13 protein-coding genes are annotated in these 12,638 nt (G+C 57.2%); 5 read left to right on the top strand and 8 right to left on the bottom strand.

Annotation, left to right across the window (positions count from 1 at the left end; all coding sequences use genetic code 11):
• Positions 1-68 precede the first annotated feature (68 nt).
• The 4 genes from ACG98I_RS05805 to ACG98I_RS05790 are packed head-to-tail and all read left to right on the top strand — an operon-like array spanning position 69 to position 3,621.
• Positions 69-1,097 (top strand): metal ABC transporter solute-binding protein, Zn/Mn family, encoded by a 1,029-nt coding sequence (locus ACG98I_RS05805; protein ID WP_394718960.1) that lies wholly within the window; start codon positions 69-71, stop codon positions 1,095-1,097.
• A gap of 42 nt (positions 1,098-1,139) precedes the next feature.
• The gene (locus ACG98I_RS05800; RefSeq protein ID WP_394718961.1) at positions 1,140-1,841 is read left to right on the top strand and encodes a metal ABC transporter ATP-binding protein; all 702 of its coding nucleotides are present in this window, start codon (positions 1,140-1,142) and stop codon (positions 1,839-1,841) included.
• The gene (locus ACG98I_RS05795; RefSeq protein WP_394718963.1) at positions 1,841-2,788 is read left to right on the top strand and encodes a metal ABC transporter permease; all 948 of its coding nucleotides are present in this window, start codon (positions 1,841-1,843) and stop codon (positions 2,786-2,788) included. The genes ACG98I_RS05800 and ACG98I_RS05795 overlap by 1 nt, the downstream gene beginning before the upstream one ends.
• An 11-nt stretch (positions 2,789-2,799) precedes the next feature.
• Positions 2,800-3,621 carry an alpha/beta hydrolase family esterase gene (locus ACG98I_RS05790; RefSeq protein WP_394718965.1) on the top strand — a complete coding sequence of 274 codons (822 nt, stop codon included), beginning with the start codon at positions 2,800-2,802 and terminating at the stop codon, positions 3,619-3,621.
• On the opposite strand, the gene ACG98I_RS05785 is transcribed toward ACG98I_RS05790, so the two are convergent.
• The 8 genes from ACG98I_RS05785 to ACG98I_RS05750 all read right to left on the bottom strand — a co-directional run bounded on the left by ACG98I_RS05785 (position 3,618) and on the right by ACG98I_RS05750 (position 12,316).
• A complete protein-coding gene (locus tag ACG98I_RS05785) occupies positions 3,618-4,727 on the bottom strand; it encodes an HNH endonuclease signature motif containing protein (RefSeq protein ID WP_394718967.1) in 1,110 nt (369 codons plus the stop codon). The genes ACG98I_RS05790 and ACG98I_RS05785 overlap by 4 nt on opposite strands.
• Positions 4,728-4,850: 123 nt before the next feature.
• A complete protein-coding gene (gene rlmB, locus ACG98I_RS05780; RefSeq protein ID WP_394718969.1) occupies positions 4,851-5,804 on the bottom strand; it encodes a 23S rRNA (guanosine(2251)-2'-O)-methyltransferase RlmB in 954 nt (317 codons plus the stop codon).
• Between the two features lie 22 nt (positions 5,805-5,826).
• Entirely contained in the window at positions 5,827-7,215 is a 1,389-nt protein-coding gene (cysS, locus tag ACG98I_RS05775) for a cysteine--tRNA ligase (RefSeq protein ID WP_394718971.1), read from the bottom strand.
• Positions 7,216-7,259: 44 nt separating this feature from the next.
• The gene (gene nagB, locus ACG98I_RS05770; RefSeq protein WP_394718973.1) at positions 7,260-8,024 is read right to left on the bottom strand and encodes a glucosamine-6-phosphate deaminase; all 765 of its coding nucleotides are present in this window, start codon (positions 8,022-8,024) and stop codon (positions 7,260-7,262) included.
• A gap of 54 nt (positions 8,025-8,078) precedes the next feature.
• Positions 8,079-10,205: an N-acetylglucosamine-specific PTS transporter subunit IIBC gene (gene nagE / locus ACG98I_RS05765; RefSeq protein WP_394718975.1), complete on the bottom strand. Its 2,127-nt coding sequence runs from the start codon at positions 10,203-10,205 to the stop codon at positions 8,079-8,081.
• 313 nt (positions 10,206-10,518) lie between these two features.
• Positions 10,519-11,016, bottom strand: coding sequence for a 2-C-methyl-D-erythritol 2,4-cyclodiphosphate synthase (gene ispF, locus ACG98I_RS05760; protein WP_394718976.1), 498 nt, complete (start codon positions 11,014-11,016; stop codon positions 10,519-10,521).
• A 2-nt stretch (positions 11,017-11,018) separates the two neighbouring features.
• Positions 11,019-11,726 carry a 2-C-methyl-D-erythritol 4-phosphate cytidylyltransferase gene (gene ispD, locus ACG98I_RS05755; protein ID WP_394718978.1) on the bottom strand — a complete coding sequence of 236 codons (708 nt, stop codon included), beginning with the start codon at positions 11,724-11,726 and terminating at the stop codon, positions 11,019-11,021.
• Between the two features lie 2 nt (positions 11,727-11,728).
• The gene (locus tag ACG98I_RS05750; protein WP_394718980.1) at positions 11,729-12,316 is read right to left on the bottom strand and encodes a CarD family transcriptional regulator; all 588 of its coding nucleotides are present in this window, start codon (positions 12,314-12,316) and stop codon (positions 11,729-11,731) included.
• A 60-nt stretch (positions 12,317-12,376) separates the two neighbouring features.
• Between ACG98I_RS05750 and ACG98I_RS05745 the strand changes: the two genes are divergently transcribed.
• A complete protein-coding gene (locus ACG98I_RS05745) occupies positions 12,377-12,508 on the top strand; it encodes a hypothetical protein (RefSeq protein ID WP_394718981.1) in 132 nt (43 codons plus the stop codon).
• The last annotated feature ends 130 nt before the right edge of the window (positions 12,509-12,638 follow it).

The following is a 12,638-nucleotide window of genomic DNA, read 5'->3' as shown; positions in this document are numbered from 1 at the left end:
GGCACCATAATTCATTTTCAATCCATTTTCAGTTGACAATTGTTTTCAATAAGGCAATTATAGAGCTTATGCATTTACAGACTTCCCACTTATCTTCCCGCCGTCGCCGGGCCACGCTCGCTGCTGTCAGCATCGGTGTGCTCGCTTTCGTCTCCGCGTGTTCTTCCGCGTCTTCAGATGAAGCCAGCACTGATTCTGCCGCTGCCGATGACATGTTGAACATCGTTACCTCGACCTCCATTTGGGGCGATGTTGCGCAGTCCGTTGCCGATACCGCCGACGGCGCGAACGTGGAAGTCACCTCCATCGTTGAGGGCAATAACATGGACCCCCACCACTTCGAGCCGACCGCAGCGGACCTCGCCCGGGCTGGTGAAGCCGACGTCATCGTTGTCGGCGGCGGCGGTTATGACGCATGGCTTTACGATGTCATCGAAGACCAAGACAAAATTATCCACGCCCTGCCGCTAACCGCACACGACCACGATCATGACCACGGCGCAGAATCAGAAGATTCTGAAGAAACCGAGGATTCACATGACCACGCGCACGACCATGATCACGGCGAAGAGGGACACACGCATGATGTTTCTTCCATCGATGGCAATGAGCACATCTGGTATGACCCCACCGCGGTGATGGACGTAGCCCACGAGATCGCAGAGCACATTAATGAAGCTAACCCGGAAGCGCAAGCGAGCGATGAAGAAGTAGTCAACCTCGTCTCCGACCTGGACTCCCGCCTGCATGAGCTGCCGGAGCTGACCTACGCGCAGACAGAGCCGATCGCGGATTACCTGCTCGCGCACACCGATATGACTGATGCAACGCCAGAAGGCTACCGCCACGCAACACTCAGCCACGGTGAACCAGCAGCGGCGGACTTGGCAGCATTCATCGATGAACTCAAAGCCGGCAACATCGACGTGCTTATCTACAACCCACAGACCCAGACCGATATGACTAACCGCATCCGCACCACCGCGGAAGATGAAGGCATCGAGGTCGTAGAAATCGGCGAGACTCCCCCAGATAACACCAATTTCTTTGATTATTATGAAGAAGTCGTTTCCAGCCTGGAGGCGCTTGGCGCGTAAGATGGTCTGGCTTAGACAAGCTCACCCATCCTTTGGAGTTTGATGTTAGTTTCTTTTTCTCAAGCCGCCGTGGACCCATTGTGGTCCGGGCTGGACTTGGAAGTACACCCCGGTGAGTTCATCGCCGTGTTAGGGCCCAATGGCGTCGGTAAATCCACGCTGCTGGGCACTATTTTGGGCACCCGCCACCTGACTGCCGGCACGCTGGACGTCAACGCCCGGATTGGTTATATCCCGCAGCAGCGCATGTTCCCGCCGCAGTTGCCGTTGCGTGCGCGTGATTTGGTGTCATTGTCGTTGGCGCATGGGGTCATCGGTAAGCGTAGCCCGTCGAAGGCGCAGGTCGATGCGCTTTTGGCCGAGGTTGGCGCTGAAGGCATTGCTAACCGACGCGTCGGGCAACTATCCGGCGGCCAGCAACAGCTGGTGCGCCAAGCCCAGGCGTTGGCTAATGATCCGCAGGTCATTCTTGCCGATGAACCCCTGCTGTCGCTGGACCCAGCGCGCCAACAGATGACCATCGAGAGGCTGCAGCGCCGCCGCCACGAGAAAGACACCGCGGTGCTATTTGTCACCCACGGTATTAATCCGGTGCTCGATGTGGTCTCGCGCGTGCTGTATCTAGCGCCGCACGGGCACATGCTGGGCACGGTCGATGAGGTCATGCGCACCGAGGTTTTATCGGAGCTTTATGGCGCAAACGTCAAGGTGTTGAATGTCGATGGAAGGATTATTGTCGCCTAATGGATTTTCAGACCTTGGTTGAAGACACCGGCTATCTGCTCTCTGTAGATTTCGTGCAGCAGGCGCTGATTGCGTGTGCATTGCTCGGTGTGCTCTCTGGTGTGATGACCTCGCTGATTGTGCTGCGCCAGATGTCTTTTTCGGTGCACGCGACCTCCGAGCTCGCGCTGATGGGTGCTGCAGCAGCGCTGCTTTTCGGCCTCAATATTGGTTGGGGTGCGATTGCCGGCGCGATTGGAGCGGCGATTGTTCTTGCGGTACTGGGTTTCAAAGGCCAGCAAGATAGCGCCATTGGCGTGGTCATGAGCTTCGGTTTGGGTCTCTCGGTGCTGTTTATTCACCTTTATCCCGGTAACTCCACGGCGGCGATGTCGCTTCTGACCGGTCAAATTGTGGGTGTTTCTGGCGCCTCGATTTGGCTGCTCGCGCTGACCACGCTCATTATTGTCGGCGCCGTAGTGCTCTTTTGGCGCCCTATGCTTTTTGCGTCCGCCGACCCGGTCATGGCGCAGGCCGCCGGGATTCCGGTGCGCGCTATCTCCGTGCTTTTCGCTATCCTCGTCGGCCTGGCTGCTGCGCAGTCTGTGCAGATTGTCGGTGCGCTTTTGGTGATGGCACTGCTGATTACCCCAGGCGCTGCGGCGGTGCAGATTACGTCTTCTCCGCTGAAGTCCGTCATGTGGTCGGTCATCTTCGCCGAGATCGCTGCGGTTGGCGGCTTGATCTTGTCGCTAGCGCCAGGACTTCCGGTCTCCGTCTTTGTGACCACTATTTCTTTTGTCATTTATCTCATCTGCCGCGGTATTGGCGCAGTCAACAATCGCCGCGCGGTACGCGATGATATCGCTGCAAAACGTTCCTCTGCGTCTTTCGCAGCAACCGTTACCCCGCAGCACAATAACGCCGACCCGGCAGAAATCCATCACACCGACCACCACGATGATTAAGCTTTAGGCTTATGGAACAACGCCGGATTACATTCCAGGACACTGAACGCCGCTACGTTCTCATTCCACCGGAGAACCCCGAAGATTCACCGCAAGATTTGCTGCTGGTCTTTCATGGTTCTTTGCAGTCCCCGAATGTGATTCGGCGTTTTACTGATTTCACTTTTGATGCGCTCGCCAGCTGCAACACGATTGTCGCCTATCCGGGCGGTATCCATAATCACTTCAATGATGCCCGCAAGCATCTGCCGGAAAAGACGCGTGAGCTGGGCACCGATGACGTCGGGTTCACACGCGCCCTGATTGATGAGCTACGCGCCGAGTACAATATCGGCCGGATTTTTGCCTGTGGCTATTCCAATGGCGGGCAGATGGTCTTGCGCTTGCTTTTCGATGCCCCAGGTCTGCTTTCCGGCGCCGCTTGTTTCGCCGCGACCTTAGCCGCTGGTGAAAACCTTGCGCCGACCAATCCCATCGACGCCTATGAGCCCACGCCGCTGCTGATGATTCACGGCACGCTGGATGATAAAGCGCCCTATGAGGGCGGCATGGCAGGCATCCACGTCAAACGCACCCGCGGCGAAGTGCTCTCCGCTCCCGCGACCGGCGCGTTCTTTGCCGAGCACAATCACGCAGGTGAGCCTGAGACCAGCAATCCTTATCCTGATGTTGAGATCACCACATGGCCCGGTGCCAACCCGGTTGAATTGTGGACGGTGCAAGACATGGGACATGTCGTGCCATCCGGCAAAGAGCTCGACCCGCGCTTGGGAAAGAATACAGATTCTTTTACGGCGACAGAAGTCGTCGCGAATTTCTTCGAGCTCAGCTAGTTAATCAGGTCCATCGCTCCTAGGTCTGAGACCTGATGGGTATTGCCAAAGGTGTGCCCACCGGGCGAGGTATAGCGCACCTTTCCGCGATGCCGCCTCATGCGCCCGCGGCTTTTGTGTCCCGCCCGGCCCTGTCCGCGCTGGTCATCATCATTGACACCATTGTGATAGCGGCACAGGGTGGTCAGATTCGCAGGGGTGGTGTGCCCGCCGTGCTTGTGGGCATCGATGTGGTGTATCTGGCACCTATCAGCGGGCACATTGCAATCAGGCCACGGGCACACGAGGTTCTCCGCTTTCGCCAGTAAACGGTGCTTGAAAGAAGCAAACCGTGCCTCATACAAATTCACCGGGCCTTGCGTGGGGTGGAAAAGCCCGGCGTAAATGTCATCGCCGAGTGCGCCAGCCAGCGCAGCGTTGACGAGCTCTTGCCCGCTCATGGTGGAGCCATCGGAGAGGCCGACGGTGACGTCATCGGCAAGCCCGGCATTAATTTTGGCAAAATCATCCAACCCGATGGCAATCACCGTGGAATATTTCGGCTCAAACCTCCCACCGCGTTCCATCCGCTGCCACAACGCATCCAGCAACCCCTGTGGCCGGGGAGCTTCCGGATCGGCGAGGGCATCCAAAGATTTCTCCAGGTCGGTAATCTTGCGCTCGGAATCCGTAATGACCATCGTGCGCATCCCCATCCGGGTAGTGCCCACGCGCACGCCCGCTGTTGGTGGCTTCGCAGGCTTGAGCTCATCGACTCGCGCTAGGCCCAGCTTGCGAATTTCATCGATGCCGCCCTCATGCGCAAGCAGCTCGACGCGCAGCTTCCATGCCTGCCCGCGGTAGGACTTGAGCTTCCTGGCATAAAACTCAATCACCAGCAGATGCTCCAGTGATAAGCCGCGCGATGTGGCAAGCTCCACGGCGTCTTGTTGCTTGCGCGGGGAATCCGTCGGACCAAAATAGGCTGTGCTTGCGTTAATAATGCTTTTCGCGGTCTTTAATTCCATGCCCAAGCGCGTCAGGTCATAAGGCGACTGCGAAGAAAATAGCCGCAATAGCGCCATGCCCTGGCTATTGACATAAGTAAACGCTGCTAAAAGTTCCATAAACCTGACGCTATGGCACAGCGCAAGGCAGGGCTAGTGAAAACCGAAAAACCTGTGGACAACTACGCTGATGCGTCAACTAAACGCGGTAGTTATCCACAGGTGGGCAAACTTTAATAAAGTTTAGGTCTCATTCGCGACGCGGCGCTGACGGGCGAACTCAGACAGCACGGCACCAGCCGCAACAGAAGCATTCAGCGATTCGACCCAGCTGGTCATCGGAATGGACATGACAACGTCACAGTTTTCCTTCACCAGACGCGAAATACCCTTGCCTTCAGAACCGATGACAATAACCACTGGGTCCTTGCCGCCCTTGTAGGTATCCAGGGTGTGCTCGCCGCCGGTATCCAAGCCAACGACCTGGTAGCCATTCTTCTGGAATTCCTTCACGGTGCGGGTCATGTTGGTCTCACGCGCAACCGGCAGGCGCGCCGCGGTACCAGCTGAGGTACGCCACGCCACCGCGGTCACTGATGCCGAACGACGCTCAGGGATAATCACGCCATCGCCGCCGAAAGCCGCAACGGAACGAATAACCGCGCCCAAGTTACGTGGGTCGGTGATGTTATCCAAGATGACAAACATGCCTGGCTCCTGCTTATCAGCAGCATTAGCAATCAGGTCATGCACATCGGCGTACTTATAAGGCGGAATCTGCAGGCCAATGCCCTGGTGCATGCCATTGCCAGTCATCTGGTCCATGACGTGGCGCTGGACTTCCAAAATCGGAAGGTTGCGGCCATTGGCAATGGCGACGGCTTCGGACAGGCGTTCATCGTTACGCGTGCCCTGCACGATGTACAAGCTGGTCGCTGGCACCTTCGCATGCAGGCATTCGATGACCGGGTTGCGGCCGACGACCATCTCCGCGGTCTCTTTCTCATGGCGTCCGGATTCACTGCGCTGACGGCGCAGCTTCGCCTTGTGCTTCGCGTGATAAACGCGGTCTTCAGCCTTCGGGGTAGGTCCCTTGCCTTCTAGCCCCTTGCGGCGCTGACCGCCGGTGCCTTTGACGGCGCCCTTCTTATTGGTTTTACGGGGACCTGCGCCTCCGCGGCCGTGAGTACGTGCCATAAGTTTTCTCCTTAAAGGTGGTTTAATTCAGCGACCACGTGGCGCCATCAGCGGAATCAATTACGGTAATTCCGGCTTCAGCGAGACGATCGCGGACTTCATCAGCAACAGCCCAGTTCTTTTCTGCACGAGCTTGCGCGCGGCGTGACAGTTCGGCTTGGACCAAAACATCCAACGCGACCATCGCAGCAGAATCATCAGTTCCACCAGCGGTCCACTGGTCACTGAGCGGGTCGAAACCCAAAATAGCGGCCATGCGGCGAACTGACTCTGCCAAGGTTTGTGCAGTCTGCTCATCGGAAGCAGATAGGGCCTTATTGCCCTCACGAACAGCAACATGAATTTCAGCCAGTGCCTTAGGTACTGAGAAGTCATCATTCATGGCCTTCTCAAAGCCCTCGGTCCACTGCCCAGGTTCCACGTTGTCAAAGCGTGCTAGGAACTCCTCAATGCGACGGTAGCCTGCGGCTGCCTCGGTCAGCGCACCTTCGGAGTACTCCAGAACAGAGCGATAATGTGCAGACCCCAGATAATAGCGCAATTCTTGCGGACGAACTATTTCCAGCAGATTATCCACGGCGAGCACGTTGCCCAGGGACTTAGACATTTTCTCCCCGGCCATGGTCACCCAGTGGTTGTGCATCCAGAAATTGGCAAAGCCGTCGCCCGCAGCATGCGATTGCGCGATTTCATTCTCGTGGTGTGGGAATTGCAGGTCGAGGCCGCCGCCGTGGATGTCGAAGCTTTCGCCCAGGTAGTAGGTGGACATCGCTGAGCATTCCAGGTGCCAGCCGGGACGGCCGTCACCCCACGGCGTGGGCCAGGAGGGCTCGCCGGGTTTAGCGGCTTTCCACAGAGCAAAGTCTTGGGGGCTTCGCTTGCCGATGACATCCGACTCCCCCTGCTCCATTTCCTCCACGTGGTTACCGGATAAGGAGCCATAGTCGGAGCCTTCTGCATTGACCCATGCGGCGACGTCGAAGTACACCGAGCCCTCTGATGCATACGCGAACCCGCGGTCCATCAACCGTTGCATGTAGTCCACCATTTGCGTGACAAAGCCGGTGGCGCGGGGCTCGACCGAGGGAGGGAGGACGCCGAGTAAGTCATAAGCCTTGGTGAATTCGCGCTCATAGGTAGAGACCCATTCCCACCACGGGCGGTTATTGTCAGCGGCTTTCGTTAAAATCTTGTCATCAATGTCGGTGACATTGCGGACAAAAGCCACGTCCAAGCCTTGGGCGGTGAGCCAGCGGCGCACGATATCGAAAGCTACGCCTGAGCGCAGGTGACCGATGTGGGGCTTGGCTTGTGGGGTGGCACCACACAAATAGATCGAAGCGTGGCCGGGTTTAATCGGCTCAAAGTCGCGCAACGAACGGGTGGCGGTGTCAAAAATACGTAGATTCACGTGCTTTAGTCTACCGCCCGCCAGTTGGGAACTAAACAGCTGGCTTAGGCGGGTTTATGCTTTTGGATGAACTCGTAATAGTCGGTGTTGTGAAGCTGGCTGGCTGCGGCTACATCCACAATCACTGTCGCTCGTGGGTGCACCTGCAGGATGGATGCTGGGCAGGATGCAGACAACGGGCCTTCCACTAGGTTAGCGACGGCATTCGCTTTATTCTCGCCGGTCGCGAGCAGCAGCAGGTGGCCTGCGCGTGAGATGGTACCCAAGCCTTGGGTGACCACGTGCACGGGGACTTCCTCGGCGGAGTCGAAGAAACGCGCATTATCGTGCACGGTCTGTGGGTGCAGGGTCTTTTGGCGTGTGAGCGACGACAAAGAGCTGGATGGCTCATTGAATCCGACGTGGCCATTGGTTCCCACACCCAAAAGCTGCAGGTCAATGCCACCGGCATCAACGATTGCCTGCTCATAGTCCGCACAGGCGCCCGCCAGATCTTCTGCCAAACCGTCTGGGATGTGTACGTTTGCCGGGTCAACATCGACGTGGTCGGAAAATTCTGAGTGAATCACGTGGTAGTAGCTTTGCTCATGTTCAATGGGCAAACCAACGTATTCATCGAGCGCGAACATCGTGGTGTTTTTGAAGCTCACCTCACCGGCGAGGTGGCGGCGGATGAGTTCCTGGTAGGTCGCCAATGGCGTGGAGCCGGTAGCAACGCCCAGGACAGCATCCTGGTTGGCATATTCCTGGATGACATCTGCGGCCCGAAAAGCCACATCCTTCAGGGTCTCGCAAATGATAATTTCCATGGAGGCTGCCTCATTTCCACATCTTGATTTCTTCAGCTTTCAGTCAAGAATAACCTAGACCATGATTACAGAAGCGCCGAGCATGCCATTTCCATTCCCAAGTGTGACCTTTCCAACTTGCTGCTTGGTGGGCATCACAACGGCGATGGTCAGATCCACGCCTTGAGCGCGCAATGCTTGGGCATCCACGCGGATAATCGGCTGACCGGCTTCAACCTGCTCACCTTGCTCAATGTGGCGGGTGAAACCTGCCCCTTTGAGTTTCACCGTGTCGAACCCAATGTGCACCAAAACCTCCAGGCCGTCTGTGGTGGTCAGCGAGAATGCATGATTGGTTTTAAATATCATGTCCACACTGCCCGATGCCGGGGCGCAGACATCAAATGTTGCCGCCGAATCCACCGGTATCAGGGCAAAACCATCGCCAACAGACTTGGTGGCAAAGGCCTCATCAGCAACATGTTCAATCGCCGTCACCGTACCCACAGTCGGTGTTAAAAGCTCGACGGTGGTACCCACGGCTGTGGTTTGGCGGGGCGCTGTTGCCGTTGCGATATCGCCCTCCAGCTCGGATTCGGGACGCTCCCCGATGAGCTCCGTGTCCACGCCGGATTGCGCCAGCATGCGCGCGACTTCGTCATAGACAAATTGCACCTTCGGACCGATAATCACCTGCACGGTTTGCTTCGACGGGCGCACCAGTCCAGAAATCTGGGCTTTTCGAATCTCTGATTCCTCCACCAACGTCGGGTTCGTGACCTTGGTGCGCAGGCGCGTGGAGCAATAATCAATCGAGTCAATATTGGTCTTACCGCCCAATCCGGCAATGATTTGTGCGGCGGTGTGGGAATGGGGATTGTCGGTGGATGGGGCATCGGTGGATGGAGCATCGGCAAGCTGCTCTGCGTCATCATCTTCACGGCCAGGCGTTTTAATATTCAACGCGCCAATAAGGAAGTAGAAAATGGCGAGGTAGATGAAGAAATACACCACGCCCATGACCAACAACATCCACCACTGATTGGCCAACGGGTTTTGCGATGAAAGCAAAAAGTCCACCGCACCCGCGCTGAACCCAAAGCCGGCGGTCCATCCCATCGCGGACGCAATGGCCAGAGAAATGCCGGTCAAGATAGCGTGCACCAGGTACAGCAACGGTGCCAGGAACATGAAGGAGAACTCGAGTGGCTCGGTCACGCCAGTGAAGAAGGACGCGACGGCCGCGGCCATCATCAGCGCGCCGACTGCCTTGCGTCGCTTGGTCTTTGCGCGCAGGTAAATCGCCAGCGCCGCGCCCGGCAGACCGAACATCATGATCGGGAAGAAACCGGCCTGATACTGGCCGATGATGCCAACTACCTCACACGTGGTGCCGTCCCACACGCCGGGGCAGCTTAGGGCATCGGTAGCCGCATTCGCCGCCTCAATGGTGGCGGGGCCCTCCTGGAATTTGCGGATGTCATCAATACCCATGACATCGAACCAAAAGACTGAATTCAACGCATGGTGCAGGCCAGTGGGGATGAGCAGGCGGTTAGCAAAGCCATAAAGACCCGCGCCCACCGCGCCAAGACCTTGGATCCAAGCTCCAAAAGAAAAGAGCGCGGAGTAGACCAGCGGCCAAACGACGTACATAATTCCCGCGACGATGGCAGAGAAAATGGAGGCCAAGATAGGCACCAAACGGCGCCCGGAGAAGAATGCCAGGGCGTCCGGAAGCTGGGTCTGATAGAACTTATTATATGTCCACGCTGCGAGGATACCGATGAGGATTCCGAATAAGACATTGCCATAACCGATGCCGTCCCAGCCGGCCTCAGCCCAGTTCATAGCCTCATCGCCGCTTAATTCCGCTGGGTCGATGCCGCGATAACCCGCGATGGCATCCGGCCCAATCAGGTTGACCAGCGTGGCAAAACCGACGAAACCAGCCAAGGCTGCCGCGCCGGAATTATCTTTGGAGAGACCAAAAGCAATTGCGATGGCGAAAATGATGCCCAGGTTATCCAGCACCGCGCCGCCGGTTTTGAGGAGAAGGTCACCGAAGATGACCGCGTTATCCCCGCCGACGGAAGTAATCCAGTAGCCAACACCCATCATGAGTGCCGCCAGTGGCATCACGGCCACCGCACCCATCAAGGCTTTTCCGAGTCGCTGTAGCGGCTCCATGAGTTTATCCATGTGCCCGCCCCTGCCCTTCTTTAGTCAATATGTCAGTTGCTTGAAATTGCGCCACAGATGTAATCTGTCGCACATTTTGGACTGTTCACTCAAACTAACACGGTCAGGGCACGGTGGGAATGACTTTCGCCGAGCTCACTATCGAGGGCTAACCTCGTGGTGGCTGGGGCAAGCCCTAAACTCCGTCCCACCCAGCGAAATGATAGGCGTGCGGCTCGGCATGAAAACGGCGAAACCGCCCCAGCAGTCTGAGCGAATTACTGATGGAGCGGGATGAAATAACCCCAAATGGGTGACGCGAAGGAACTGGCCGTTATTGCGAGGCCTTCCACACCACGGCGGAGGCAATAGCTGCGCGGCCTTGCCCACTGCCGGTAAAGCCCATGTGGTCCGTGGTAGTAGCGGATACCGATACCGGTGCGCCCAGAAGCTCGGACAAGGTGGCCTCGGCTTCCTCGCGGCGCGGTCCCATCTTGGGAGTCTGGCCGATAAGCTGTGCGCTGGCGTTGCCGATGATAAATCCGTGAGATTCCAGTAGCTCGCGACATTCTTTCAACAGACGCGCCCCTAAGACACCGTCATATTCTTTGCGGCCGACGCCGACGAAAGAACCCAAGTCGCCCAGGTTGGCGGCGGATAATAGCGCATCCACAATCGCATGGGAGACCACATCGCCATCGGAATGCCCCTCGCAGCCAGCAACGTCGGGGAAAAGCAGGCCGGCGATCCAGCAGTCTTTGCCCTGCTCAATCTGGTGCGCGTCAAAGGCCGTGCCCACGCGCGGGATAATTGGTTGCACAGGTTCAGTCATTGTCAGTGTCCTTCTTGTTCATTCACGAGCGCGTTGGCCAAGGTCAAGTCCAGCGGCGTGGTGATTTTAAATGCCATGACGTCACCGTCCACGGTCGCAACGGACTGGCCGAACCATTCCATGAGGCTGGCGTCATCGGTAGCTACAAAGCTGCGCTGTGATGCCCCGAAGTACTTCTCATTCGCCGCCCGCAACACCGCGAGGTCAAAAGCTTGAGGGGTTTGCACCGCGCGCAAGGTGGAACGATCCGGGGTGTCGATGACCACCTGTCCATCCACTCGTTTGATGGTGTCCGACACAGGCAGCACCGGGATAGCAGCTGGTGCCCCGTTGCGCACTGCTTCAACGACCCGGGCGATCATCGCTGGTGGAGTCAACGCCCGTGCGGCGTCATGCACCAAAACGACGCCATCGGAGTCGGCGATGGACTTAAGCCCCTCCCACACGGAATCGGCCCGCTCCACGCTGCCATGCACGAATCGCACGCTGTCAGCCAATCCGGCTTGGTCAAAAATACTGCGGGCGTGGTCTTCCATCGCGGGACTAATAATCACCGCAATGTCATCAACCACGCCTGAATCAAGCATGGCGCGAGCAGAACGCTCCAGCAGCGTTTGGCCGGCGAGCTCCACATAGGCTTTGGGTAGTGCTGCACCTAGACGTGTGCCCTGGCCAGCAGCAGCGACCAGGGCACTAACGCGACGAGTCACCTTTAGTCCTCGTCATCGTCGAAGGACAGGTCATCCATGTCGACGTCATCATCAATCGTGGTGGTAATCGAGTTATCCTCAACCAGGCCAGCAGCGCGGTGGCGCTCAATGGTGGATGCGATTTCATCCAGCATGGTGTCGGCCTTCTTGTCATCTACTGGCTGTGCGAGCGCGAGTTCACCCACCAGAATCTGACGCGCCTTGGCAAGCATGCGCTTCTCACCAGCAGACAGGCCACGGTCTTGGTCACGGCGCCAGAGGTCACGAACAACCTCAGCGACCTTGTTGATATCACCGGACGCCAGACGCTCCTGGTTCGCTTTATAACGGCGGGACCAGTTGCCGGCCTCTTCCACATCTACTTCACGCAGCACGGAGAAGACCTTTTCCAGGCCTTCCTTGCCTACGACGTCACGAACGCCGACCTGCTCCACGTTCTTGGAAGGAACGCGGACAACAAGGTCAGACTGGTTGATCTGCAACACGAGATACTCCAGTGTCTCGCCGCCCATCTCACGATGCTCAATAGCTTCAATCACCGCCGCACCATGATGGGGATATACGACAACCTCGCCGACCTTGAACTCCATTGCAGCTCCTTTAAAATAAACACTCATTACACCAATGCGCTCGCGCCATAACCCGTAGGCTTGCTCAAGATTGGAATCTCTGGCCGCATTATGCGCATCGGTCAGCACACCTTGCAGCTATCGATGCACGTTGGACACACTCAGATGCTAGATTCTACCACGCTTGGCATGGCCGCCGCCGCTGAGGGTTGAGCAAAATTACCAGCGCAAATACTGCGCATTCCGCCATGTGCGCCGAATTTCGGACGATTACCCCCGATTCACCCCGCGATTGCCCCCTAAATTGCCACTGTGAGCATCCCTACAGGTTAGTAACTGTGAA

It is taken from the genome of Corynebacterium sp. L4757 (genome assembly GCF_043673995.1).
In the GTDB taxonomy this organism is placed as follows: domain Bacteria; phylum Actinomycetota; class Actinomycetes; order Mycobacteriales; family Mycobacteriaceae; genus Corynebacterium.
This window is presented reverse-complemented; position numbering and strand designations above follow the sequence as displayed.